At 45.5% G+C, this 25,808-nt stretch carries 25 protein-coding genes; 8 read left to right on the top strand and 17 right to left on the bottom strand.

Annotation, left to right across the window (positions count from 1 at the left end; translation table 11 throughout):
- Positions 1-147: 147 nt before the first annotated feature.
- A complete protein-coding gene (locus ACOJRU_RS16955) occupies positions 148-696 on the bottom strand; it encodes an outer membrane beta-barrel protein (protein WP_421132896.1) in 549 nt (182 codons plus the stop codon).
- Between the two features lie 586 nt (positions 697-1,282).
- Between ACOJRU_RS16955 and ACOJRU_RS16950 the strand changes: the two genes are divergently transcribed.
- Entirely contained in the window at positions 1,283-2,902 is a 1,620-nt protein-coding gene (locus ACOJRU_RS16950) for a glucan biosynthesis protein (protein WP_421132895.1), read from the top strand.
- Positions 2,883-4,847, top strand: a complete 1,965-nt coding sequence (mdoH, locus tag ACOJRU_RS16945; RefSeq protein ID WP_421132894.1) for a glucans biosynthesis glucosyltransferase MdoH — start codon at positions 2,883-2,885, stop codon at positions 4,845-4,847. Before ACOJRU_RS16950 ends, mdoH begins: the two co-directional genes overlap by 20 nt.
- An 89-nt stretch (positions 4,848-4,936) precedes the next feature.
- Here mdoH and ACOJRU_RS16940 read toward each other — a convergent pair whose 3' ends face one another.
- The 3 genes from ACOJRU_RS16940 to nudE all read right to left on the bottom strand — a co-directional run bounded on the left by ACOJRU_RS16940 (position 4,937) and on the right by nudE (position 7,039).
- The gene (locus ACOJRU_RS16940; RefSeq protein ID WP_421132893.1) at positions 4,937-5,518 is read right to left on the bottom strand and encodes a YceI family protein; all 582 of its coding nucleotides are present in this window, start codon (positions 5,516-5,518) and stop codon (positions 4,937-4,939) included.
- Positions 5,519-5,626: 108 nt separating this feature from the next.
- Entirely contained in the window at positions 5,627-6,472 is an 846-nt protein-coding gene (cysQ, locus tag ACOJRU_RS16935) for a 3'(2'),5'-bisphosphate nucleotidase CysQ (RefSeq protein ID WP_421132892.1), read from the bottom strand.
- A gap of 3 nt (positions 6,473-6,475) precedes the next feature.
- Positions 6,476-7,039: an ADP compounds hydrolase NudE gene (nudE, locus tag ACOJRU_RS16930; RefSeq protein WP_421132891.1), complete on the bottom strand. Its 564-nt coding sequence runs from the start codon at positions 7,037-7,039 to the stop codon at positions 6,476-6,478.
- A 66-nt stretch (positions 7,040-7,105) separates the two neighbouring features.
- On the opposite strand from nudE, the gene yrfG reads away from it, so the two are divergent.
- From yrfG to ACOJRU_RS16910, 4 genes are all read left to right on the top strand, one after another.
- Positions 7,106-7,801 (top strand): GMP/IMP nucleotidase, encoded by a 696-nt coding sequence (yrfG, locus tag ACOJRU_RS16925; RefSeq protein WP_421132890.1) that lies wholly within the window; start codon positions 7,106-7,108, stop codon positions 7,799-7,801.
- Positions 7,802-7,815: 14 nt separating this feature from the next.
- Positions 7,816-8,358, top strand: a complete 543-nt coding sequence (gene yjjX, locus ACOJRU_RS16920) for an inosine/xanthosine triphosphatase (RefSeq protein WP_421132889.1) — start codon at positions 7,816-7,818, stop codon at positions 8,356-8,358.
- A gap of 201 nt (positions 8,359-8,559) precedes the next feature.
- Complete coding sequence (locus ACOJRU_RS16915) at positions 8,560-9,948, top strand: NAD-dependent succinate-semialdehyde dehydrogenase (RefSeq protein ID WP_421132888.1); 1,389 nt, start codon at positions 8,560-8,562, stop codon at positions 9,946-9,948.
- A gap of 102 nt (positions 9,949-10,050) precedes the next feature.
- Positions 10,051-11,004 (top strand): MBL fold metallo-hydrolase, encoded by a 954-nt coding sequence (locus ACOJRU_RS16910; RefSeq protein ID WP_421132887.1) that lies wholly within the window; start codon positions 10,051-10,053, stop codon positions 11,002-11,004.
- Positions 11,005-11,013: 9 nt separating this feature from the next.
- On the opposite strand, the gene ACOJRU_RS16905 is transcribed toward ACOJRU_RS16910, so the two are convergent.
- The 13 genes from ACOJRU_RS16905 to gspC all read right to left on the bottom strand — a co-directional run bounded on the left by ACOJRU_RS16905 (position 11,014) and on the right by gspC (position 23,898).
- Complete coding sequence (locus tag ACOJRU_RS16905) at positions 11,014-12,456, bottom strand: YdgA family protein (RefSeq protein WP_421132886.1); 1,443 nt, start codon at positions 12,454-12,456, stop codon at positions 11,014-11,016.
- Between the two features lie 39 nt (positions 12,457-12,495).
- Positions 12,496-13,251 carry a type II secretion system protein N gene (locus ACOJRU_RS16900; protein ID WP_421132885.1) on the bottom strand — a complete coding sequence of 252 codons (756 nt, stop codon included), beginning with the start codon at positions 13,249-13,251 and terminating at the stop codon, positions 12,496-12,498.
- On the bottom strand, positions 13,248-13,727 hold the full coding sequence (gene gspM / locus ACOJRU_RS16895; RefSeq protein ID WP_421132884.1) for a type II secretion system protein GspM: 480 nt from the start codon (positions 13,725-13,727) through the stop codon (positions 13,248-13,250). Before gspM ends, ACOJRU_RS16900 begins: the two co-directional genes overlap by 4 nt.
- Positions 13,724-14,923, bottom strand: coding sequence for a type II secretion system protein GspL (gene gspL / locus ACOJRU_RS16890; protein WP_421132883.1), 1,200 nt, complete (start codon positions 14,921-14,923; stop codon positions 13,724-13,726). The genes gspM and gspL overlap by 4 nt, the downstream gene beginning before the upstream one ends.
- Positions 14,923-15,933, bottom strand: a complete 1,011-nt coding sequence (gene gspK, locus ACOJRU_RS16885; protein WP_421134793.1) for a type II secretion system minor pseudopilin GspK — start codon at positions 15,931-15,933, stop codon at positions 14,923-14,925. The genes gspL and gspK overlap by 1 nt, the downstream gene beginning before the upstream one ends.
- Positions 15,933-16,565: a type II secretion system minor pseudopilin GspJ gene (gene gspJ, locus ACOJRU_RS16880; RefSeq protein WP_421132882.1), complete on the bottom strand. Its 633-nt coding sequence runs from the start codon at positions 16,563-16,565 to the stop codon at positions 15,933-15,935. Before gspJ ends, gspK begins: the two co-directional genes overlap by 1 nt.
- Positions 16,565-16,972: a type II secretion system minor pseudopilin GspI gene (gspI, locus tag ACOJRU_RS16875; protein ID WP_421132881.1), complete on the bottom strand. Its 408-nt coding sequence runs from the start codon at positions 16,970-16,972 to the stop codon at positions 16,565-16,567. Before gspI ends, gspJ begins: the two co-directional genes overlap by 1 nt.
- Complete coding sequence (gene gspH, locus ACOJRU_RS16870) at positions 16,972-17,541, bottom strand: type II secretion system minor pseudopilin GspH (RefSeq protein ID WP_421132880.1); 570 nt, start codon at positions 17,539-17,541, stop codon at positions 16,972-16,974. The genes gspI and gspH overlap by 1 nt, the downstream gene beginning before the upstream one ends.
- Positions 17,542-17,613: 72 nt before the next feature.
- Positions 17,614-18,051, bottom strand: coding sequence for a type II secretion system major pseudopilin GspG (gene gspG, locus ACOJRU_RS16865; RefSeq protein ID WP_421132879.1), 438 nt, complete (start codon positions 18,049-18,051; stop codon positions 17,614-17,616).
- Positions 18,051-19,277, bottom strand: coding sequence for a type II secretion system inner membrane protein GspF (gene gspF / locus ACOJRU_RS16860; RefSeq protein WP_421132878.1), 1,227 nt, complete (start codon positions 19,275-19,277; stop codon positions 18,051-18,053). The genes gspG and gspF overlap by 1 nt, the downstream gene beginning before the upstream one ends.
- A 1-nt stretch (position 19,278) precedes the next feature.
- Entirely contained in the window at positions 19,279-20,844 is a 1,566-nt protein-coding gene (gene gspE / locus ACOJRU_RS16855; RefSeq protein WP_421132877.1) for a type II secretion system ATPase GspE, read from the bottom strand.
- Between the two features lies 1 nt (position 20,845).
- Positions 20,846-22,897, bottom strand: a complete 2,052-nt coding sequence (gspD, locus tag ACOJRU_RS16850) for a type II secretion system secretin GspD (RefSeq protein WP_421132876.1) — start codon at positions 22,895-22,897, stop codon at positions 20,846-20,848.
- Positions 22,898-22,959: 62 nt separating this feature from the next.
- On the bottom strand, positions 22,960-23,898 hold the full coding sequence (gspC, locus tag ACOJRU_RS16845) for a type II secretion system protein GspC (protein WP_421132875.1): 939 nt from the start codon (positions 23,896-23,898) through the stop codon (positions 22,960-22,962).
- A gap of 127 nt (positions 23,899-24,025) precedes the next feature.
- On the opposite strand from gspC, the gene hslR reads away from it, so the two are divergent.
- Both hslR and hslO read left to right on the top strand, forming a co-directional pair.
- Positions 24,026-24,430 (top strand): ribosome-associated heat shock protein Hsp15, encoded by a 405-nt coding sequence (hslR, locus tag ACOJRU_RS16840; protein WP_421132874.1) that lies wholly within the window; start codon positions 24,026-24,028, stop codon positions 24,428-24,430.
- Positions 24,431-24,454: 24 nt separating this feature from the next.
- Positions 24,455-25,354, top strand: a complete 900-nt coding sequence (gene hslO / locus ACOJRU_RS16835) for an Hsp33 family molecular chaperone HslO (protein ID WP_421132873.1) — start codon at positions 24,455-24,457, stop codon at positions 25,352-25,354.
- Positions 25,355-25,808 lie beyond the last annotated feature (454 nt).

Below are 25,808 nucleotides of genomic sequence, written 5' to 3'. Positions count from 1 at the left end.
ATGCTGCCAATGACTCAGCGTGATTTTGTCATGTTAAAACGGTTTTTATTAAGGCGGGATTACTGAAGTCTAATAGCAGGCATAAAAAAGCCGGGTTGGTATAACCCGGCTTTTCATTATATTTGGTATGTTCTAAAACAAGTACGCTTAAAACGCGTAACGTGCAGTGACTTGCATAATATCTAGATCATCAATCATTTCGTAGCTTGCGCCTACGGCCCACTGTGGTGTGATGTAATAATTGGCGCCAACTTTAATTGTTGCTTCACCCTCATCAATGTCGTAGTAACCGACTTCACCAGCAAGCTCTACTTGGTCAGTAATCATTGAACGCAATCCAGCATTGATGCTGTAGCCTGTGTCATCTTCAACATCGCCATCTACGCGTTCTAAGTTAGCGCCAAAATAAGCATCGGTTGTTGCATTTACCGGTAAACGATAGCCTGCGCCGACTGTCAGCATGTCGAAATCAAAATTGCCTTCTTCGAAGAAGCTGTATTCGCCATTTAGAAACCAGTTGTTGTTTAACAAATACTTACTATTCACCGTAAGACCGTCTGGCTCAAAAGACTCATTATTGTCGAAATCTATTTTAGTATAGCCACCTTCAACATAACGCCAGTTTGGAGAATCTGCTAGTACAGAGAAAGAAGAGGTAGCAGTGAGTACAGCTAAAAGTGTGATTGTTTTACGCATGTGATAACTCCTTATTGATCACAGGCCCCTTATGTTCTTATGAACAATAGTGTTCGGGGCGTGGTATTGCTTCCTTAGAAAGTTGGTCTTAAGGTCAACCTTGTTCCAATCTATCTATTTACACGTCAACGTGTGTTTTCAGCATGATGGTTGCAATGCGTCTGCCAACTTACTCAACAAATGTTATTTAATTTTCATATTATTGATTTTCATCGCTTTTATTGTTTTTTGTAAGGCGCTGTACACGTTTTCATAGCCTGTAATCTTTACCGAGGCATTCCGTTAACTACCTTTGTGTCTCTAATAACCGACATTTTACCCCTCTAATACCAAGTGCTGGTTAGCGTCTGTTGAATCAGCTCAACATTTCCACGTTTAAAACTAATATAAATTACTGATATTTATAGGGTTAGCTTTTTATTGGTATTGATTTCTAACCTTGGAACGCCTCTTGCTGAATAGACGGTGAAGCTATGCTGCTGACTTCGACAGCTCGTCGAGTGTTTTTTTATTTCATTTCATATTAAGCAGGCCCAGCGGAAGTGCAGCGATGCGATGGCCACACCATTATTTTAGGAGAGGGAAAATGAATAAGGCTTTTTTACCAAAGTGCTTACGTCATACACGGCGCAGGATACAGGTGTGTTCGCAGGTCTTTTTTGCTTTAGCCAGTTTGTTTTTATCATCATCGCTGCAATACGTATACGCACAAAATGTTGTTGATACTGATAAGCCCCGACAGCCTTCACCAGTGCTACAAGCTGTTATTGATGCAGCACGTGAATCTGCAAACGGTACGTACAAAGAAAACGATCATGGCCTTAATAAAACGCTGAAAGCGATAGATTATCAAACATATCGCGCTATTCGTTTTAAACCAGAAAAGAGTTTATGGCGAGATAAGAACGACTATGAAATTCAATTTTTTCACCCAGGTTTTCTTTATAACACCCCCATCACAGTGCATACCATTAGTGAAGATAATCAGCCAGAGCGCCTTAATTTTAATAGCGACATGTTTAGCTATGAAGGAAGTGCAGCATCGCTTGCTGGTTTGACAGATAACAACACTGGGTATGCCGGGTTTCGGGTTCATTACCCTATTAAAAACAACCAATACAAAGATGAATTTGCCGTATTTCTAGGGGCGTCATATTTCAGGCTAGTGGGCAAGCATCAAGTTTATGGTATTTCAGCAAGAGGGCTTGCTATCGATACCGCCTTACCCAAAGGCGAGGAGTTTCCTCACTTTACCGAATTTTGGATTGTTGAACCTAAAGAAAATCAACCTATTACGGTTTATGCCCGTTTAGAAAGCCCATCGGTAGCGGGTGCCTATCGGTTTGTTATTCATCCTGGTGTCGATACTACGGTTGACGTTCAATCATGGCTGTTTGCTCGTGAAGACGTACAAAAGCTTGGCGTCGCGCCTTTTACTAGTATGTTTCTCTATGGTGAAAATAGTAAAAAGCACCACGACGATTATCGCCCAGAAGTACACGATAGTGATGGTGTATTGATGGTTACACATGCCGGTGAGGAAATTTGGCGCCCGCTTACTAACCCTAATCGTCTACAAATTACGTCATTAAGTGACAGTGCGCCCAAAGGCTTCGGCATGTTTCAACGAGATGGCCGTTGGGAAAACTACCTTGATGCAGAGGCAAGCTATCATCTTCGCCCTAGCCTATGGGTTAGCCCTAAGGCCGGTTTCGAACAGGGGCGTTTAGAGGTAGTTGAAATACCTACCAGTTCCGAAGTACACGACAATGTAGTGGCCTACTGGATACCTGATGCACCACTTTTAGCAGGAGAGTCACGTTATTTTGCTTATCAGCTAAGCACGGCAGAACAGTATGCGTTTGATAGTAACCTTGCCACTGTTTTACGAACTCGACAAGGGAAGGCGGTATTGCCTGGTGATGAGTTTGAAGACGAAAGTTTAGCTACCACTCGCCAATTTAGCGTTGATTTTTCAGTGCCTAGCGAATTCGACGTTAACCCCGACGACTTAACGTTTGTTGTGCAGGGCATCAATGCAGAGGTATCTAAAATACGTGTTTACGCGGTGGATGAGGGCAGCGAATGGAGAGGCACTTTTATGGTAAAGCCGAATGAAGGGAGCACTGTCGATATGCGGGCTTTCATAGAAGCAAAGGGTAAACGAGTAAGTGAGGTATGGAATTATGTCTATCAAAGTGAGTAAGCAGCCACACGCAACGACAACTAACGCTGTGACCCCTAATCCAACTATGTCACCTCTTATCAAAGGAGAGTTTATGCGCTTATTCATGATGGCATTGTTAGTCATACCCAGTATTGCACTGGCTGGGTGGAGCTTGTATGAAATCTTTTTACCTAATGGGCTTACCGCGCTGGAAGTAGCCCAGTTAGGGCTAGGGCTTACTTTATTCTCATGGCTATGCATGGCATTTTGGACCGGTATTATAGGGTTCTTTTTACAGCTGTTTAATATTGACCCGTTAAGCCTGACCAAAAGCCAGCCGGCCCCCACAAAGCAGAAAACATTATCACAGCGCCATGCGGTGGTTATGCCTGTATACAATGAAGATACCCGTCGCATAATGGTGGGTTTTGAAGCTTGCATTCGCGAATTGATGGAAAGCAAACATTCAGACCGTTTCGATTTTTATATGCTTAGTGATACACGTGATGAGGTAAAAGCGGAAGATGAATTACGTGCTTTTAATCGCTTATCACGCCGTTTAGGTAACTATGCGAAGCACGTGTTTTATCGCCGCCGTGAAAAAAACGATCATAGGAAAGTCGGGAATCTTAAAGATTTTTGCGAGCGTTGGGGGGCAAATTATGAAGCTATGATTGTCCTTGATGCCGATAGTGTTATGACGGGTGAGCGAATGGAAGATCTTGCACTTAGAATAGAGCAAAACCCAGACACAGCGTTGGTGCAGACTATTCCTATGCCGGTACGCCAACATACTGTATTTGGGCGCTTTGTGCAGTTTGCCGCGCATTTATATAGCCCCATGCTAGCGACAGGATTATCGTTCTGGCAAACCGATAGCGCTAATTATTGGGGACACAATGCGATTATTCGTATTCAGCCGTTCATACAACATTGTGGGTTACCCACATTGGAAGGAAGCGCGCCTTTTGGTGGTGAAATCTTAAGCCATGATTTTGTTGAGGCAGCGTTATTACGCAGAGCTGGTTGGAAAGCGTATTTACTGACTGATACTACCGGAAGCTATGAAGAAGTGCCGAGCAACATAGTCGATTATGCTATTCGTGACCGTCGATGGGTGCAGGGCAACATTCAGCATTTAGGTTTACTAAATGTAAAAGGGCTTAATGTGGCTAACCGTCTCCACTTTTTGTTTGGTGCATTTGCTTATATTTCATCATTGATTCTGTTTTGTATGTTAGCGCTAGGTACAACTGATGCGCTTATCAGAGCAACATCAGTGCCTGATTTTTTTGTGTCTGAATACCAACTGTTTCCGACATGGCAGGTGGCAAGGCAGGACATGATGATGGTGACCATGTGGGGAACGGCAGCGCTATTATTTTTACCCAAAGTGCTAGGTATTATATTGGCGCTACTGAAACGGCGCGCTGAATTTGGTGGTGCTTCTGCGTTGATAAAAGGCGCGCTTGCCGAGCTGTTTATGGCCGTGCTTATTGCGCCATTAATGATGTTTTATCATAGTTATTTCGTGGTAAGTGTACTTGTAGGTCACAGTGTTAAGTGGGAAGCGCAGGAGCGTGAGGGGCGAAAGGTTCCGTGGCGTATCGCGATTAAGCATACACAACTATTAAGCTGTATAGCGATTGTATGGGGAACAACCACCTTCTACTTTACACCGTCGCTTTTTATGTGGTTGCTGCCCGTGTTAGTGGGAATGGTATTGGCTGCCCCGGTTATTCGTTTAACAAGCAGCGAGGGGGCAGGTATTGCATTGCGTGAACGAGGTGTATTTTTAATTGATCAAGAAATGAATGAATGCAAAGCCCTCAAGCGTTTACGAGTATCCATGAAGTACTTCGCTATTTCACACTTCATTGCCAAGGTGCCAACGTTACCTAATAGCAATAAAACGGTGATGGTAGAGCAAGTATTAACAGAGAAGCCCCTACCTATGCGCCCTATTATCGTCGGGAATGGATAGGTGAGAAGTGTGTGAAAGTCACGCTGTAGATAGCAATAAAAAACCGCCAATAGCGTATGCCGTTGGCGGTTTTTTTATGTCGTAATGATTTAGTTTTTAAACGTTACTGAAAAAGTGACGGGTACTGTCGTAGTAATGCTTTTCAGCCCTGCTATATTTTGCAGTGCAGCTACGCCCTCAGCCAGACCAAACGCATCGGCCTTAATTAATGTGGGAGCCGTCGTCGAGACACTTAGCGTATTTTCACTGACCTTACTTACTTGGACCGAAAAGGCAGTAGGTACGGCTTTACCGTGAAGAGAAAGCACGCCGTCTACCTTAGCGTATTTAACGTCGCCCACGTCAAGTGCCAGCATGGATTCAGGCAGCATTGCTTCAAATTGTGCGGTCGCATATTTCTCTACAAGAAATAACATGCTTCGCATACGTTCATTTCGAATATCGATATTTGTATTTACCGACGTTAAATCGACCCATACGTTAAGTTTTCCGCTGTCACTGAGGGCGCCACTAAAGTCTTCGAATTTGTGTACTTCGGTAATCTGTGCATTTTTAGTAGAAAGGAAATGCAACACACTATCGTCACTGCTCATTTTCCAATCCGCCATGGCAGGTGATGCTAAACCACATGCAAGTAACGCAATCGATAGAGCCTTGAAACCTGTTTTCATGGGGTTACTCCTTTAAAAATTATTAGAATCGTGGGCAAAGCATATTGCCCCTGAATTGAGAAGAACAAGGGGGCAACACGTCATCAAGTTTGCACGTGTTAGTACGGCTTATCGCTTATGTGGGTTTACAAAGTCGCTATATTGAATAACGTCTTGCCATTTTACCCGTTGATCGCCCATTACAACAAAGTCTGGGTTTTCAAGTGAATGGCGTTTGTTATAGGTAAGAGGCTCAAAGTTTGCCGCTGCAATACTTCCGCCTGCTTCCGACACAATGCATTGTGATGCACCGGTATCCCATTCGCCGGTTATGCCGATTCGCATAAATACATCGGCTTTTCCCTCAGCAATAAAGCACGCTTTTAATGAACAGCTTCCAAGCGGTAGCGTTTGATAAACACGCTTATCACACATACGAGTGAGTACTTTTTCTCTCGATTGGCGCCGACTAATAGCGATAATGACGGCACTGGTTTCAGGGTCATCAAGTTTGCGAACTGACAGCCGTTCTTCACCTTCTGGTGTAGATTTGTATGCGCCATTGCCTTTAGACGCATAATAAAGCGATTGACCAGGAGGCCAGAAAATAACACCAATGGCAGGTTGGTTGTTCTCAATGAGTGCAATATTAACGGCAAAGTCACCGCTACGGGCAATAAATTCTTGTGTGCCGTCAATAGGGTCGATTAGCCAATAGCGCGGCCAATCTTTACGTTCTTCCAAACTGGCGTGCTTATTTTCCTCAGAAAGGATGGGAATATCAGGTGTGAGTGTGCTTAGCCTATTTGTGATGATGTCATTAGCAAGATAATCTGCGCTGGTTACCGGAGAATCATCTTCTTTTTGATAAGCGTCAAAATCGCCTTGGTCATAGACTTTTAATACGGCTTCACCCGCTTCAATAGCGGCGTCTTTGGCTATGGTTAGCAAATCATCATATGTGTTTGAGGGCATAGGTTACTGCTCCTTAATCCACTTTTGAGTGAGTAAAAGTGCGGCAATACAGCGAGCTTCAATAAAGTCTTCTCGCGCTAATAATGCATCAGCATCAGCAAGGGGCCAATGAATGACTTCTAAGGGCTCTGGTTCATCACCTTCTAACGTTTCAGGGTAAAGATCTTGAGCGATTACAATGGTCATGTTGGCATTAAAAAAAGTGGGTGCCATACTTACTTTATGCAATTCTAATAGTGAATTAGCACCGAAACCCGCTTCTTCTTTAAGCTCTCGGTTTGCCGCTTCAAGGGCGCTTTCGCCCGGGTCGATAAGGCCTTTTGGAAAACCGAGTTGATAAGAGTGTGTGCCTGCAGCATATTCGCGAATTAACACCAACGTATCTTTGTCATACATTGGTACAATCATTACTGCGCCGCGATTACCGCCGGCCATGCGTTCGAATTGACGTGTCTCCCCGTTGGAGAATTCAAGGTCGAGGCTCTCAACTCTAAAGAGTTTACTTTGAGCAACGATCTCTCGATGATGAATTTGCGGCAACGGTTTATTAGGATCAATTTTTCGCATGTCTCTCGCTACAACTTTGTTATCATACCTTCAGTAACTAGCTTACTTCATTATAAGGAAAATCGCTTGCCCTTTCTGCCCTGGAATGAAATAGATACCGTGCTTCTTGATATGGATGGCACCCTATTAGACTTACATTATGATAATCAGTTTTGGTTACATCATTTACCAAAACGCTTAGCTGAGATACGAGGTATTTCACAACAAGAGAGCCAGCGGGAAATGGAAGCGCGTTACGAGCGTGTCTTTGGACAGATTCAATGGTACTGCCTCGACTATTGGGCTGAATCGTTAAGTATGGATTTAGAGCAAGAGTTTATGCCGCTTAAGCGGGAGTTAGCACACTTGCTAACACTGCGCGACGATACCATACCGTTTCTTAAGGCGTTGCATGAATCTGGCAGAGAAGTGGTTTTGGTGACGAATGCGCACCCCAACAGCTTGGCGTTAAAGATAGAGCATACGCAACTTGATGCGCATATTGATAATTTGATATCGACACATGAGTTTGGTGTTACCAAAGAATCGCAAGAATTGTGGAAAAAACTTAATGCTAGAGTGAAGTTTGATAGCAACCGAACACTCTTTGTCGATGACTCTTTACCTATTTTAGCATCAGCCCAAACCTATGGGATCCGCTATTTGCTCGCAGTAGATAACCCCGACAGTACGCTGCCAAATCGAAATATTACCGCCTTTCCAGCAGTAAGAGACTATCGCCCCATGATTGACGACATTCTTGCTCACCCTGTTAGCAAATAAGGACCGCGAAACATATGAACTCACAGCTTTATGTAGGATCGCAAAACCCGGTGAAGGTGAACGCAGCACTCAACACATTATGCGATACACTTGAGCAAGACTTTAGTGCTGAAGCGATGTCGGTGCCCAGCGGTGTGCCAAGCCAACCCATGAGTGAAGATGAAACACGTTTTGGTGCTATTAACCGAGTAGAAGCCATGCTTGAACTACATGACGGTGGTGAGCAAAATGCGTGGTACGTTGCAATCGAAGGGGGCGTTGATGTGTTTGAAGATGGGCCAGCCACCTTTGCTTATGTGGCGATTTACCATCAGGGACATTGGTCGGTGGGGCGAAGTGCAAGTTTACCTTTGCCTGTCAGTGTTTATCAGGCGCTACAACGTGGTGAAGAGCTTGGTACGGTAATGGATAAATTATTTAATACCGTCAATATCAAGCAAAAAGGAGGCGCCATTGGCCTACTTACCCACAACCATGCAAGCAGGCAGAGCGTTTATGAAGTTGCATTAACGCTAGCGATGGCAAAGTTTCATTTTCCCGATCTTTACACCAATTAGTATTACGCGATGCAGTGGGCTTTATCACACCCTGCAATCTTTACTAAACAACGTAAACTTTTCCAGTGCGCGATACGTTATACGGTGTCGCGCCATCATCAAAATTAATTAACTCATTGTTAATAAAGACAAAAATAATTTCAAATAAGATGGCGCTCTTGTTGCAGGTGGTTAAAGCCAAACGTAATAAGGAGCATAACTATGAGCGAGACAATCAATACTTACAACCCTGCTACGGGCGAAAAGTTAGACCATTATCATTTAATGACCAGCGATGACGCTGATCATGCGGTTACACGCTCACAGGAAGCCTACATAAACTGGCGTAAAACCTCGTTTGAAACCCGCGCAAAATTATTTAATACACTCGCTGACCTCATGGAAGCGCGTGTTGACGACCTCGCTAGCTTAATGACCAGAGAAATGGGTAAAGTAAAGGCGCAAGGAAGACAAGAAGTTGAATTATGCGCACAGATTTGTCGTTACACCGCAGAGCAAGGAGCGTCGTTCCTTGAAGATGACCACAGAATTTTTGAAGGCGGTCGAGCCATTGTTACGTATCAGCCATTAGGTGTAATTCTGGGTATTCAACCTTGGAACTTCCCGCTTTACCAAGTTATCCGTTACAGTGCATGTAACATCATGGCGGGTAACACGACAGTACTAAAACATGCTAAAAATGTATTTGGTATGGCGCTGGCCATTCAGCAGCTGTATGAAGATGCAGGGTTTCCAAAAAACGTGTATCAGTCGTTACTCATAGACGGGAAAACCGCAAGCGGTTTAATTAAACACAAATATGTGCGAGGCGTTACGTTTACAGGCAGTGATGAAATCGGCAAAAGCGTAGCAAAAGAAGCGGCCAGTATGTCTAAGAAGACAGTAATGGAATTGGGCAGCAATGATGCATACCTAGTGTTGTCTGATGCTGACATCGATGTTGCGGTGGAAACCTGTATAAAGGGCCGTGTCATTAATAATGGTGAAACGTGCGTAGCGGCTAAGCGATTTGTCATCGTAGAAAGCGTGTATAAAGCGTTTACCGAACGCTTTATTGCGCAGTGCAAACGCCTCAAAGTGGGTGACCCTACCGACGATTCAACCGATTTAGGGCCGATGGCGCGAGAAGACCTACGTGATGAATTACACGAACAAGTGAAGTCATCGATAGACAAGGGCGCAACGTTGTCGTTAGGTGGCGAAGTGCCAGACAACAACGGTTACTATTATCCTATTACCGTATTAGAAGATGTGAAGCCGGGCATGCCAGCGTACGATGATGAGTTGTTTGGTCCAGTAGCATCAATTATCAAAGCCAAAGATGACGAGGAGGCGATGGAGATTGCCAACGATTCGCGCTACGGTCTTGGCGGTGGTATTTTCAGTACTGATACCGATCGTGCTATTGCATTGGCGAAGAATGAGTTCGATACCGGTATGATTAACATTAATGGATACTCGTTAGCACAACCCAATCTGCCATTTGGCGGCGTAAAAGACAGTGGTTATGGCCGTGAGCACGGTGGCTTCGGTATCAGAGAGTTTGTTAATATTAAGACGATCATGGTGGCAGAGCAGCGCCCCGAATAACGGTCTTAGCTAAAAAGCGATACGTTGTGCCCCTTTGGGGTGTAACGTATCGTTTTGGTTTTTACCATCTCGCAGTCAATAAGCATGTAAAAAGGGATCACTATGAAAAGTAGCAGGGCAAAAGAAGCGGGAGTAAGTCGCTTACCATTGTTAGGTGCAGCGCTGTTATTTTCATTGCATGCCATTGCCGCTGACGATGCCATCAAAAATGATTCAATGCGCTGTGAGGGAGTATCGGTTCAAGTGTTGGGTTCAGGAGGGCCTGAACTTGACGATGGTAGGGCGTCAAGTGCATACCTTGTTTGGTATCACGACGAGGCGAAGGTGTTGATAGATGCCGGTAGCGGGAGTAGCGTGCAGTTTGGTGCTGCGGGCGCCTCATTTGAAACGCTGGACGCTATTTTGCTATCTCACTTACATACCGACCATTCAGCCGAGTTACCCAGCTTTGTGAAGGGGAGCTATTTTGGTTCTCGCTCCAAGGACCTGCCAATAATGGGGCCGGATGGTAATGATGTAATGCCGTCTACCGAAGACTATGTCGACGCTCTTCTTGGTAAAAAAGGTGCATTCCGCTATTTGTCGTCGTATACACAACCACACCAAGATGATTATCTGCTTACCGCTATTTCTGCCACCGAACCTACGTTTAGTTACGACATTAATCCGTCAATAACGGTATCGGCGATGGATGTCCATCACGGGCCGATTCCAGCACTAGCGTGGAAAGTAAATGTGAACGGTTGTATGGCTGTATTTTCAGGTGATACCAATGATGCCGATGGTACGCTAGCTGAATTTGCAAAGCACGCTGATATCTTAGTACTTCATAATGCGATAGGCGATGACGCGTCCGGCTCAGCGAAACAATTACACATGACACCCACACAGCTTTTGAATATTGCATCAGCATCAAAAGCCAAGCGGGTGGTGTTATCTCATATTATGAAACGCAGCGAACCTGGGCTTAGCGCGTTAACTGATGCTATTGCCGTTATCGCGCCGGGTCGCGTTTATGCTGCGCAAGATTTGATGAATGTCCCGTTAAACCCCTAGTGATTGGGGTTACTGTGCAAAAGGTAAGGGAATAGTTTCACCATTAAGCACTGCAACGCCATCAGTTAGGCCCATTGTCGCCGTATATCCATCACCTTCAGACACGATAAAGCCTTGTCGAAGAAAGGCTTTCATGACCTGCGGGATTTGCTGGTCAACGGTCGCCTCAAGCTCTTCTGCAGTCATATTTTGCACCTGAGGGTTGGTGGCAAGTTGTGATAGCACATAAGTACCCATCGCTTTTTCTGCGACGCCTTCATCTAGAGTAACTTTTGCATCTGCAATAATGTGATTTATCCAAAACGCAGGGTCTTCTAGCGTGTCAGGAAGGGCATCAACACCGCTCATGCGGGTATTCATGTGTGCGGTAAATTTACCCTCTGGAAGCGTACCTGATAATTGCGTGATATTAATCGCAGGTGACTTTTGTAAAAAACTTAGCAAGTTGTCTTCTATAAAGCTTTTAACCAGTTCAGGCACTAATTCAGGCTCAGTGGTCAGCGTTGCGTTGCTAACCTCTTGGTAGGCTTTAATGAAATCTGTATCTAACTGTTTTGCCTCCATAGCAAATACCGCGTCGTGAAGCGTTAAGTCTGGTGAGCGCATCGAGGCTACCTTGTATTCGAAAAATGCATCAACAAGGTTGTTATCTTCATCAATATCAGTACGAGATGTTAAGGCTAGATCTTCCATCACAAAAAGAGGCGTATCACCGTCAACCGCACCGTCAATCGATACTGTCGTCTCCTTTAAATTGAACGTAAAGGCTGACTCGAAAAGCTCCCCTTTGATGGCTTTAATCATGCTACCCGACCATTGCATATCCATGTCCATATTGTTCATAGCAATGACCATTCCATCGCCCAGAATAGAAAGGCTGGGTATCGTGCTTTCATAATGCGTCATGTCGCCGCTACCCTCTGCTTCACCGTCAAAGCCCGAAAACGTCAGCGTTACATCTTCGTCTTCATCAATAAACGTTAAAGCTGGCACCATGTCTGTGTAGTCGGTGCTACCAAATAGCCCTATTACGCCTTCATTGGCGTAAACAGGCGTGTTGCTGTCCCACTCAACGTAGTCTCGCAGCGCGTCGCCTTCAACATGTAAGTTATACTGTAGCCTGCCAATGCCAACACTCTCGCCAACATAAAGTGGGCCGTGATGTGCAACGATGTTTGCAACAAAAGTAGGGTTGCCCGTTTGTTCTATGTCGCTTTGGTCAACTTGCTGCGCATTAAGCATTGCTTGCAAGTCAAAGCCCACTTCAACTTGTGCCGTCGTCGTAAACCAACCCTTTTCGTAAGACACTACATTGGCACTATATACCGGGTGTTCATCAATATTGGTTATGGCGCTATTAAATTTTGATTCAAGGCCATTACCGATGAAGTGTGGTGCGATGAGAAGCGCACCTAATGTAACGCCTGCGCTAAGTAAAAGTGGTTTATTCATAATTACATTCCCTTGTTCTGTGAGCGTATTAGCGTACCGTTATAGTTTTATTGTGGTGTAGCCACTTGCATCTGGTTTGCCAAACAGGCTAGCCGCTTGATGCACTTCATTAGGCAGTGACGCGTCAGGCTTAAACTTCCCATTCACCGCGAATTTTTTCGTTAATGGAGAAACGGAAGCATCGATGCTTAACCCCAATAAGTTGGGCTCGGCGACAGTAATTCCAATGTCTTCACCGTCACATCGAAGCGTCGCAGAGTACGTTCCAAAATCAATAGGGCCTTGTGTACCCGCTACGGTCGCATTTAACCAGTCGCCTTTGCCACTCAATGCGTTACATGCTGGGCCAAAATCTAGCGTATCTAACGCGACTTTGAAACGCCCACCGGCATTCACCGGCAGCGGAAGTCTCACCTGTGCGATAACCCTATCTACGGGTAAATAAATGGTCATATCGTTTACAACTACGTGGCGTTGCGTGAATAGCCCTGTGCTAACCGGACCTTCAAAAGCAATGTCGTTAACGTTTCTTATGTTGCCAGCCTTTAAATCTGCACGCAGTTTACCGATGAAAAATGCCCAAGGGTTTATGTCCCACTTTACATTGTTTATAGGTAAACCATTCACCACGACACTTTGCGCTTTCCCTTCAAGCAGGGTGCCAGATACACCGCTTACCGCTATGTTTTTTGGCAATGCTATTCTGCCTATCACATGAATAGCAGGCATGTAAGCGATAGCAAAAATAAGAAAGGTGACAATACCGCCAATAATCCACGTTACTTTTAACTTCATGCTTTTCCTAACTGTAATCGACGTATTTTTATGTAACCGGCTGAATCAGCCTCAGCAATATCAGCTTGTAGAATGATGATGCCCATTGCTTCCATTCCTTTTAACCAATCGAGCACATTGTTGAAGGGGGCTTGGTCTACCCACACTTGTAAGTCTTCACCATTGGGCTGCATGCGTGATATTTCAATATCATGCCTTGCGGTTGTGCGGTTAACGGCTTGTGGAAGCGAACCTGAAAATGCACGCTTACCGCCGGTACTTCTGCGAAGCTGTTGTGCGCGCATGGCGCTATCTTGAACCCATGTTAGCAGTGCTTGTTGGTTGTCTAGTAATTGCTTCTGTTGATGCAAGCTTGCGTTAAGCGGTGACCAAATAGCGAAGTAAAAAAGGGCAACAATTACCACCACACCGCTAATAAGCACAAGGCGTTGCTCGCGTTCTGTGAGCGCTTTATATTTTTCTAGTAACGCATTCATGATGCACTCCTAATCGATACTGTGCCCACTACACCGTTATCTCTATTATTAAAGGCGCCTTGCTCAACAACGAACCCTGCACTTTCGGCCAGCTTTTTAAATTGCTCGAGGGCTTCAAAGTTCTTGCCTTGAGCTTGAATGCGAATTTCAGTGCGTGTTGAATCAAATCGTAGTGTTTGTGGTGTGATTTTCGTGGCAGCAAACGCTGGTGTAAGTTGATCAAGCATAATAAGCATCGACGCATCGCCTCCGCCTTGCTCTAACTTCGCCAGTTCAGACTGCAGTTTTAGCTTAACGTTACGCACCAAGCCCAGGTTAGGGAAGCCCGCTTTCACCGCCGCATTAATATCGGCTTTAAGTGCTGCATTTTGTGATTCAAGCTGGTATAAGGTTACCGTTTTATCGATAAGGCTAGTAGCAAGCACTATTACAGCAAGTACCGCCGCGGTGCGCCATTGAGACCATCCGCTACTGCGCTTTCTTTTTACTTTATATTCGCCTTGATAAAGGTTGAACTTGGCCGCTAATGCCTCTTTTGCCAGCACATGCATGGGTAATTCAAGTGGCGCCTCTGAAATGGTGGTATTTGGCATGTCGTCAAGCGCTAAGCCGGCATAATTAGTGATGGTAACCGCTTCTTCTTGTTGCGAAGCAAAGTGACTAAGCATCGGCAGCAACCACGTTTGTTCACCCTGCATGCCTTTAAAACCGTCTTGACGCACTAGCAATTGCTCACCGAGGGTCAGAATTGACCATCCGTTTTCGGTCACTGGTACAGCAAGTACGTCGGGGATCAGTGTGTCGCAAAATAATCCGGCATCGCTCAACCATTGTTGCCACATCGTCATTTTTGCATGACTCACTATTGCCACCGCCTGTTGGTCACCATTTTTAGGGCCAATGGCAAAAAACTGCTCACTGATATCGGTTGCCAACTCATCTTCAAGCATGAAGGGTAATGCAGAAAGCACTTTTCGACCGGCTCGTGGTGGCAGCGTAACCCATTTCAATAAAATGTCGCTACTTGGGGCAAGTGCAATAACAGGCCGTTGACCGACGCGCTCAGCAAGCGTAGATAAAGCGGTAGCATCAGGAAGTTCACCCGACGCAATTATCTCTTCTTCTTGCGTTGACCATACCAACCAGCTAATGGGGTCGGTGTCTGCCGCACCCAGTCTTACTAGGAGTTGTTCCATTAATTAAATCCTCCAAACTCGCGTTTCAATATGCTTACGCCCGCATCTTTGTTTGCTTGAAACACGGTGGAAAGCTTAAAGGTAGCCTTATTGTAGCGGGTCTCAGTATGCAAAATAAAATATTCGGTAGTGACAGCGAACCATGCTTGTCGCGTATTGTTTAAACTCAGTGCTTGAATAACAGGCTCGCTAAGAAAATCTGCTGCTTCTTCCCACCCGTCAGGTGGTCGATTTCCAATTAAGCTGGTGGCTTCTTGGATATCTAACCCCGTTACGCCGGCCAGTAACGCGGCGTGCTCAGGCTTAAGTGTATTGACGTTAATAATGAGCTCTTGGTTATCAGGAATAACGCATACCAGTGGCATTAGTTCATTTATCCACGCCGGTGACGCGCCGTTTATAATACGTAATTCCGTCTTAGATGCCAAAGCGCTATTGGCAGCGAGGTAAGGAAATTCTCGCGACTCATATTCACTGTCTTCAGCACCATACGATCGCATTCGGTCATCGTCATCAACCCAATCGGCCAGACTATCTCGTAAGGTATCTGCCGTATAGTTATCTAGCCCGTCTATTTGCATGGCTAATAACATGGATTGGAATGCGGTCATGGCTTCGGTAGGTTGATTGCGTGACGCGTTACTTGAGGTATTCTCACCCTGTAAAATAGCGTTTAAATTAAAGCATGCGCGCAAGTCTTCTAAGTTGGCTTGCAGCCCGCCATTCTCTAATGGATACACAAACTCCTGCGCCCAAGGCTGGCTTAGCGTTATTTTATCGCGTGTTTCGTCCATTAAATCCTGAATCGACTTTCTGGCGAATGCTTCTGCACCGCGTGCATACCAATACGCTTGGTTATTGTCTTTAAGGTTCATGGTGCGCTGAACTTGCAATTGCAGCCTAGCGCCCATCTCTGTCGCGAGCACAACGACCAACGCAACAATCATAAGTACAATCATCAGAGCAACGCCTTGTTGCTTCTTTGGTGCTTGAGGAGGGTGACGACGCATCATAGCCCTCCTATTGCAAATTCACGTCGTATTAGGCCGAAGTCTTTACTGACAAACTCAACAGCTACAGCGCGAGGTAATGCAGTACCCTTATAGCTGTCAGACCATTTATCTTCCTTTAGGCCTTCTTCACTATTATTGGAGGGCGCAATAAACTCAACCTTGAAGCTTTCAATATTCTCTAATAGCGGCCTAACTTTAGGCTCATGACCAATAACGTTATCGAGATAATTACTGTACACACGCTCCAATTTTTCATCACGTAACCTATAGGCGACATATTGTAGGGTGCTTCGTGGCAACATGAGTTGAGGATTGTGCCAGCCACTCCTTACAAAGCCTATACCATCATCGTCGCTTCCTGGCGTTTCGCCACCTGCCATTACCACCTCTTGCATTTCCCCTTCCACTCTAATGGGGCGCGTTACGGCCTGTTGAATATCCCGTTCTATGGTGATCATGGCGCGCTGCAGCGCTTGGAGTTTATTAAAACGCGCTTCAGATAAGTCATTGCTATCAATAACCGTGGTAAGCAAGCCGGTGGATGCGAGGCCAATAAGCGTAAAAATGGCCATCGCGATCAGAATTTCTAGTAAGGTAAAACCTTGTTGGTGACGCTGTGCTTTTTGCATTACGAGCCACCCGACGTAGGACGCGCCACAAAGCTTGTCACCGACGTAACACTGGTGCTGTAGTCTTCGGCTTCTCCAACAGAAATGGTTACCGCTCTTAAGCTGGCATCGTTAGTTTTTGCTACGGTTTGTTGCCAGTACCACGTGCGGTCAGCCATTTCCATGCTGCCTTTTAGGTTGTTTTTGGGCGGCCAGGTATTCTCAAGTTGAACTTGGTTGAGTCGATTGCTAGCCACCCACCCAGCGAAGGTAACCGACTCAATTTGTCCTACACTACTGAGATGTTCACCCGATGCCTTTAAAATGGCGGTACCTGTGAGCGCGAAAATAAGTAGCGCTACCATGACTTCTAGTAGCGTCAATCCTCGTTGACGCGATGTGCTTCTCGCGTAGGACAAGAAAGCCATTATTGTGGCTGCTCCAACGGACCTTCTAATGCCAAAGGCGGAAGTTCTTTATTTAAAAGGGTGAAATAGACAGGCTCGTCATCAAAGTCGCCTTCATAGTTGAAGGTAAGGGTAAATGGCGTAATGTCGCCACTGGACATAATTAAGATTTGTGGCGGCGGAAGCCTCTTTTCTTCGTCGTTCCCAATATCAACGCCATCGCTTGAGACACTGAGGTTTTCATCAAATATATCACGGTCGAACAACCTGTCTTCGGTGTCCCAAGGAAGGTCGTCCAAGTTCAACGTAAAGGTGAAGGGCTCGGGTAGGGTATAGGTGTCATATATTTTCTCACCTTCTAGCCGTTGCCACTCGTTGTCTTCGTCCAGGTACACAAAAAAGTATGCGTTATCTTGTTGCTCTACCCGAATCCCTAGTTGCTGCTGATTAAGCACGGCAAAGTCGCTGGCCATATCAACAATGACTTGAAGGCGCTGTGCTTGGCTTTTTAGTAGGTCGCTCTTGCTTGCGCCAAATGCATTAAACACGACGTAGCCGGCAGCAATGCCCATGAGCAATAGCACAAGCATAACTTCTATCAGTGTAAAGCCTTTTAAAGCGTGCCTTTTACTCTTGCACTGGCGCATAAAAACCTAGGGTGTTTAGTTAAGGTATTCGTTAATGTTCCAGTTACCTATATCGTCATCGGTACCGGGTTCGCCGTCTGGGCCATTTGAGAATATATCTACTACCGCTAACTCTCCTGGGCTGATAAGCGCATAAGGATTACCCCATGGATCTTCTGGCAAGCGTTTAATAAAGCCGCCTGTTGGATAGTTTCTTGGAATAGGATCGATGGTTGGTGCTGCAACCAATGCTTCTAGTCCTTGCTCAGACGTAGGAAAGCGATTGTTGCGCAGCTTGTACATTTCAAGTGCGCTTTCAATTTGCTGGATATCGACAGCAGCTTTCTTTAACTGCGCTTCTTCTTGGTTTCCAAGTATTTGTGGTGCAACCATAGAGGCCATGATGCCTATAATAAGCAACACTACCATCACTTCAATCAAACTAAATCCAGAACTACGTTTTAAGGTTTTCATTAGATATTCACCATATTATTCAATGCTAAAATTGGCTGCAAAATTGCCATGACGATAAACAGAACAATGCCTGCCATTGTGACAATCAGTAAAGGTTCGAAGACTTTAAGTGAGACACCAATAAGCGCCTCAAATTCCCTATCTTGGTTATCTGCAGCACGCGCGAGCATACTTTGAAGCTCGCCCGACTTTTCACCCGATGCGATCATATGCATCATCATTGGTGGAAACATTTTTGTATTGTCCAGTGCAGCGCGAAGGCTACTTCCTTCTTTTACATTAATCGCAGCATCTGCGACTTGATTCTTTATATGTTGATTTTCAAGCACGTCACCGGATATACGCATGGCGTCAAGTAGCGGCACTGCGCTGGCACTTAAAATACTTAAGGTACGTGCGAAACGTGCGGTATTTAACCCTCTTGATACGCGCCCAAGTAGTGGCAGCTTTAGCAGCACGCGGTGATAACGAAGCTTCATGGCTTTTTGCTGAAGTAGCCGTTGTGCAATAACAATAAGCACGGCAATGGCGACCAGCATAAAAATACCGTAATTTTGAAGCCACGTACTTACCGCAATAAGAAATTGCGTAATGCCTGGTAGGTCTTGGCCCATGTGGTCAAATTGCCCTACGATTTTTGGCACTACAACGGTTAATAGCAGCAATACAATACCCATCGCAAAGAACAACATAAGCGATGGATAAATCATGGCTTGCGTAATCTGGCTGCGTGTTTGCTGGCGTCGTTCAGTGTAATCAGCTAATCGGTTTAATACGGTATCTAAATGCCCCGATTTTTCACCGGCAGCGACCATAGCACGATACAAATCGTCAAATACACTGGGAAATTCTGACAAGGCTTCTGCTAATCCTCGGCCTTCAACCACTTTACTGCGCACCGCCATCATCATATTTTTTTGACGGGGCTTTTCACATTGTTCGCCAACGGCTAGCAACGCTTCTTCTATCGGAAGGGCTGATTCGACCAATGTGGCCAATTGACGCGTAAGCAATGCAAGATCAGAAGCTGAAATACGCGGTTTAAACAGTGCGTTAAGAAAACCTTGGTTGTTGTGCTGGTTGCGTTCAACAACCTGCTCAACTTCTATTGGAATTAACCCTTTTTCGCGCAGCTGTTGACGAGCCTGGCGAGCGTTATCGCCTTCCAGCACACCTTGTGTATTTCGACCACGGCTATTGACCGCTTTATAGGCAAATGCGGGCATACTAGTCCTCCCTCGTTACTCGAAGCACTTCTTCTAACGAGGTAACACCAGTGAGTACTTTGCGGCATCCATCTTCTCGAATGCTTGGCGTGTTATGGCGAATATGCTTTTCAATAGCTTGCTCACCGACACCTTCGTGCATCATTTCACGTACTTTTTCATCAACGATAAGCAACTCATGAATGCCGGTTCTTCCGCGGTAACCTGTTTGATTACATGCGGCACAGCCATGCGCTGAATAAATGGTCATAGCGGTTGCGCTATCAATCCCAAGCACTTCACGCTCTGAAGCATCAGGGGTGCGAGGCACCTTACAGTCTTCGCACAGCGTACGTACAAGACGCTGTGATAACACGGCTAATAAACTAGAGGACAGCAAAAACGGCTCAATGCCCATATCTTCTAAACGTGTTATCGCCCCAGCGGCGGTGTTGGTGTGTAACGTAGACAGCACCAAGTGGCCGGTCAAACTGGCCTGTACGGCAATTTGCGCCGTTTCGATATCTCGAATCTCACCTACCATCACCACATCAGGGTCTTGACGTAAAATAGCGCGCAACCCTCTGGCAAAGGTCATATCGACTCGCGGGTTGACTTGGGTTTGCCCAATGCCAGGCAAATCGAATTCAATGGGGTCTTCAACCGTTAGAATATTTCGGTCGCGGGAGTTAATTTCGGTAAGGCCAGCATAGAGCGTGGTACTTTTACCTGAACCCGTAGGGCCGGTAACCAAAATAATACCGTGGGGCTTACGAATAAGCGTAGAAAAATGGTCGCGGTTGGCTTTTGTCATGCCTAAATCTTCAAGATTCAAGCGCGCGTTATTTTTATCAAGTAAACGCAGTACAACGCGTTCGCCATGACTAGAAGGCATGGTAGACACACGCACATCTACTGCTCGGCCTGCAATGCGCAGCGTAATGCGGCCATCTTGTGGCACCCGCTTTTCAGCAATGTCTAATTTGGCCATGACCTTTATACGCGATACCAACATCGATGATAGCTTGCGGCTAGGGCGTAATATTTCTCGCAATACACCATCAACACGAAACCTAACCACTAACTGGTTTTCAAAGGTTTCAATATGAATGTCTGATGCGCCTTCTTTAATCGCTTCGCCTAGCATAGCGTTGATAAGCTTGATAATAGGGGCGTCGTCTTCACTGTCGAGCAGGTCTTCTGTGTCTGGCAGGTCTTCGGCAAGGGCAAACAAGTCGCTCTCGTTACCTAAATCTTCCATCAACTGCTTTGCGGCAGAGCTGTCGCGTTGAAAAGCGCTGGTCAGCAAGTTTTCAAATTCATCGGCCGGTATTGTTTTAGGCACGAAGGGCTCGCCGTAGAAGCGACGGACTTCGGCAAATACGTCAAATGGCGTATTCTCAGTAAAATACAATATCGCAGGCGTTTCGTTAACTTCCAAGAGGACTTGATTGCGTTTCGCAAAACTGAATGAAAGCTGCTGTGGACCACCTTCATTCACCTCGGGTAGCCCGTCTTCATGCATGGCTTCCAACGCTTCTTCTTGGGCTTCAACAGCCATGGTTAGCTGATCATCTTGACCCGCCATACTAGTCGTTACCTTCTTCTATGCGCTTATCTTTTTCTGAAATGTATTCTTCAAAAGAGGGCGGCAACGACAATGCGTCATCCCAGTTTGGCATTGATGGGCCTACGGCCGATGGCATTAACGATACACCTTCTTGCTGACGCTTCAGCTGAAGCGCGCGAATGTAATTGTACTTACGGTGACTAATGGCATTCATGGTCGCGCCATCTCTCACAATGGTAGGCTTTAAGAACACCATTAGGTTACGCTTACGTTTAGAGGTTGAGCTGGTTTTAAACAAATGACCAAGAATAGGTATGTCGCCCAGTAATGGCACTTTAGAAACGCTTTCTTGGATGTCTTCATCAATTAACCCGCCAAGCACAATGGTGCCGCCGTCATCAACAATAACCGTAGTTTTGATTTCGCGTTTATTAATTGAGATATCTACCGACGTCGCCCCACTTACGCTCGACACTTCTTGTTCAATAAGTAGCTGAACGGCATCACCTTCGTTAATTTGAGGCGTGACTTTTAATTTAATGCCTACTTCTTGGCGGTCGACGGTCTGGAAAGGGTTAGAGTTATTCGCACCCGTTGTGGTACCGGTAATAATTGGCACTTCCTGGCCTACAATGAAAAACGCTTCTTCGTTGTCCATCGTGGTCAAGTGAGGCGTTGCCAGAATATTTGAATTGGTATCATTGCTGACGGCCTGTACTACTGCACCCCAGCCGTTTTCGATAATGCCTGCTATCATGCCATTGGCACCACCAAGTAAACTGGCTAGCGAGGTAAAGTCGCCCTCTATCGTTTCTGTCGAGGTAACTACTTCGCCATTGGCGGTGATATTGGTTTGGTTAACTTCACGGTCTTCTGCCTGGCGCAAAGCAACACCCAATGAGCCCACCGGGATAACACCATTGTTGAACTGCGTGCCGCCACCGGCTTCAGATACCAGTTGAACACCTAGCGTAGTGCCGTCACCTTCGAATATTTCAACGATAATGGCTTCAACCTGAACCTGAGCACGGCGTACGTCTAGCTGGCGTACCACTTCTTCGAGCGAGCGCATCATGTCTGGCTCTGCGGTGATTACCAGGGCGTTTGAGTCTTCATGAGATTCGATACTGACATCACGGTTGTTGTTTCCAGAGCGTCGGGTAGTGCCTGACGAGCTTTGTTCTTCCGCTTTGATACTCGCCGACACACCTTGAAGTACCTGTACTAAATCATCCGCTTTCGCATAATTAAGGAACAGCACGCGTGTATTACCGTTAGTTTCTAACTCTTGGTCCATACGCTGAATTAAGGTGATAAGGCGCTGACGCGCTTTTTCGTCGCCGCTTACGATAACCGAGTTCGTTCTGTCATCAGCCACAACACGAGGCTCTGACTTATCGCCGGTTGACGCTTTACCCTGCGATTTATTAATGCTGTCGATAATGCGCACCATTTCTGAGGCTGAGGCATAACGCAGTTTTACAATTTCTACTTCTTCATCTCCGGCACGGTCAACGCGTTCGATGATTTCAACAAGGCGGTTAACAACCGCGGCGCGTCCTGTCAGCATCATGACGTTTGACGGGTCATGGCTAACTACATTACCCCCACCTGCTTGGTCATTAAGCTGGCGTAAAATAGGCGCAAGTTCACGCACTGGAACGTTATAAACAGGAACAACACGGGTGATCATTTCATCACCATCGCGGTTTGAGCCCTCAACGACAGGAATGTTAGATGTTTTTGCGTCTTTCGAGCGAACTACTTTTAAAATACCGCTTGGCATTTCTACTACTGCAAAATCATAAACCTGCAGCACGTTCATGAAAAATTGATAGTACTGTTCTTCATCAAGCATGTCGTAACTGCGTACGCTGATTTTTCCGCGTACGTTAGGGTCAACAATGATGGTGCGTTCTAAGTTTTTGCCGACAATATTAATAAATTCATTAATATCGGTATCTTTAAAATTAGGCATGTACTCAGCGGCGGTAACTGAGAAGCATAGCAGCGCTGTACACATTGCGGTGCTTACGCGAGATAACAATTTGTGGCTAGTGCGCCTTTTCATTCCGTCGTCCTTTATTTCTTATTCTACTGATGGCGTAACGTACTTACCTTGCCCTGTTTTAATTATTCTGTAGCAGAAGGTAAATCAAGGTAAAGCGTGGTTAAACTACCATCACGAATTATTGTAAGTTCAAGGGTTTGTGCATTTCTTAATTCAGATAATGCCTCTTGAGATTGCTGCATGTCGGTTAGATCTAACCCATTTATTTGTGAAATCACATCGCCCGCTTTTAATCCTGCTGATTTAAATAAAGCAGGCTCAATGCCGGGGCTTACTTGGTAACCAATAAGTCGCCCTTCATTCGTTTTAGGCGATATGGAAATAAAATCAGTAAAGCTGGCTGGTCGTTGGCGCAGTGCCGTAGTGGCTTCCACTGCTTCTCTAGAAAGCTGACGAACTTCACTACTTTTCTGTCGAGGTGAAGGTGAAGCCGAAGAAGCGGTTTGTACTTGCTGAGCCCGACGTCGATTCGCTTCTTCAAAGTCGATACCGTCAAGCATCAAGGTTTCGTTTCGAATACCGTTTTTGATAATCACTCTGTCGGTATAAACACGCTGCAGGGTTGCGTTGGTGCCTTCGATTTTTTCGCCAAGGCCATACACTGCCTGGCTACCTTTGTTTTCTATTATTGCGGTACCTGCATTCTCAATAGAGCTGGACACGACACCGGTTAACACTAGATTTAATCGCGTTTCTGGCGCATCTGTAATGTCTGCCGCTTCCACAGGCTTAGGTTTTGCCGTGGCATTACCAAATAAATTTAGCTGTTGTATTTTCTTTATATTGACCCCACTTTGCCCTGATGGCGATGAAATGGGGGCAATTCGTGATGCGGTAGGTGTCGCGGATAATTGAGGTTCAGGTATAATTCGCCACATTAACTTAGCGGCGAATGCAATTAAATACAGGCTTAACAGTACTACGACAATTGTGCGAAGTCGCTTCTGGTGCTGGCTTAGGTATAAAGCCAGAGTATGTGGATTAGGTTTATTGAATGTCATGCTGCCACTGATGGTACTGCTTATTATAATAAAGTGAAAATTTGGTTAACCGCGCTTTAGCGACCCATCATAGCCTAGTCAAGGTGAGGGTCACAACACTAAAGCTCTAGCATTACGAAAATATTACATGAGCCAATTGGAAAGCAACAATACAACACAAAATATCAGACTGGACAAGTGGCTATGGGCTGCGCGTTTTTTTAAAACGCGTGCGATAGCCAGAGAAATGGTTCAGTCTGGGAAAGTGCACTATAACGGCCACCGAGCTAAGCCAAGTAAGAGTGTAGAGCTAGGTGCTATGATTAAAGTTCCCGCGGGATGGGATTCTCGAACAATCGAAGTGCTGGGGTTGAGTGATAAAAGGCTCAGCGCGGCATTAGCACAAGAGCTGTATGCTGAAACTGCAGAAAGTGTAACAAAACGTGAAGAAAACCAAGCTGCTCGAAAATTGAACGCATTTCACAGCCCTAAGCCAGACAATAGGCCTGACAAAAAACAGCGCCGACAAATTATTAAATTTAAGCAGCAATAGTTTGCTAACGAACAGGACCCACCTATGAGTGCTTTTGACCAACTACACCGTTTTATTTTTACGCAGGCCAATGTCCGTGGCGAACTCGTGCGTCTTGATGAAAGTTTGCGCAGCATTGTGCACAGTTACGAATACCCAAAGCAAATTCAGCGTTTATTGAGCGAAATGGCAGCTGCCACGTCATTGCTTACCGCCACATTAAAGTTTGAAGGCGAGATTGCTTTGCAAATTCAAAGCAAGGGGCCGGTGAGCTATGCCGTTATCAATGCAACGCACGACCAAACCCTGCGAGGTGTGGCGCGCTGGGATGATTCACTGCCTTCTTTACCTGAAACTTTTAGTGAGTTATTAACCGACGCTGTGTTGGTGATGACCATAACGCCTGATGAGGGAGAGCGGTATCAAGGCGTGGTTGCGCTAGAAAAGCCAACGCTAGCCGAGTGTTTAGAAGAGTATTTTACGCAGTCTGAGCAGTTGGCAACGCGCGTGCACCTGATGACAGACTTGGCGAACCCAGATAATGCAAAAGCGGCAGGCGTGTTGCTTCAAGTATTACCTACCGATGCCAGCGCTACCGATGTGTCACAAGCAACCGAGTTTGAACATATCTCTACACTTACCGAGACCTTGTCAGAAGAAGAAATGTTTACTCTGTCGGTAAATGACATTCTATTCCGCCTTTATCACCAAGAAGACGTAGAGCTTTATCCGGCCCAGCCTGTATCGTTTGCGTGTACGTGCTCAAAAGAGCGGAGTGCTGAGGCGTTACGTCACGTGGCGAAAGAAGAATTAATGACCATCATTGAAGAAGACGGTGCCATTAAGATGAATTGTCAGTACTGTCACACTGAGTATGCGTTCGACAGCATTGATGTAGAAGCGATTCATAGTGGAAACCATGCCTCTTCGCAAACCAATCAATAAACCCGTTTAATAGCCTTAAAAAGGCTATTTTTGCTCGCCATCGCGGGTAACGCATTCTCCCTTACATGCAGGTTCATGTTAGGGGAGAGTGTATGGGGTATTGTCTTTTGATCACCATTACACGATTAGCTCAAAAATTGCTTCACATTTGTACAATAATTGACCGTTTTTGTTTTTTTAATCCCTCTCCCTTTTGTTATTCAGCTTTTTTGTAAGTAATTTTTTGCTTTTTCAGCATCACCCTCATCACACATCTTGTTAGTAATATTCCGTTATAATTTGAAAAATAATGAATTTATATGCGGGGTAAACCTTTTCTTTGTAATTAAATTTCATTTTTTATGAAAGTGTTAGTGCGGGAATAACCACTATGCGTCATCGAAATGTTACCTATACCTTGTTTACTTTACACTTGGCCTGGTGATACTTTTTTGAAAGTGCTTTTGAAAAATTA

It is taken from the genome of Alteromonas algae (assembly GCF_049117195.1).
GTDB lineage: Bacteria > Pseudomonadota > Gammaproteobacteria > Enterobacterales > Alteromonadaceae > Alteromonas.
Note: the sequence above shows the minus strand (reverse complement) of the source record. Positions and strands in the feature narration are given on the sequence as shown.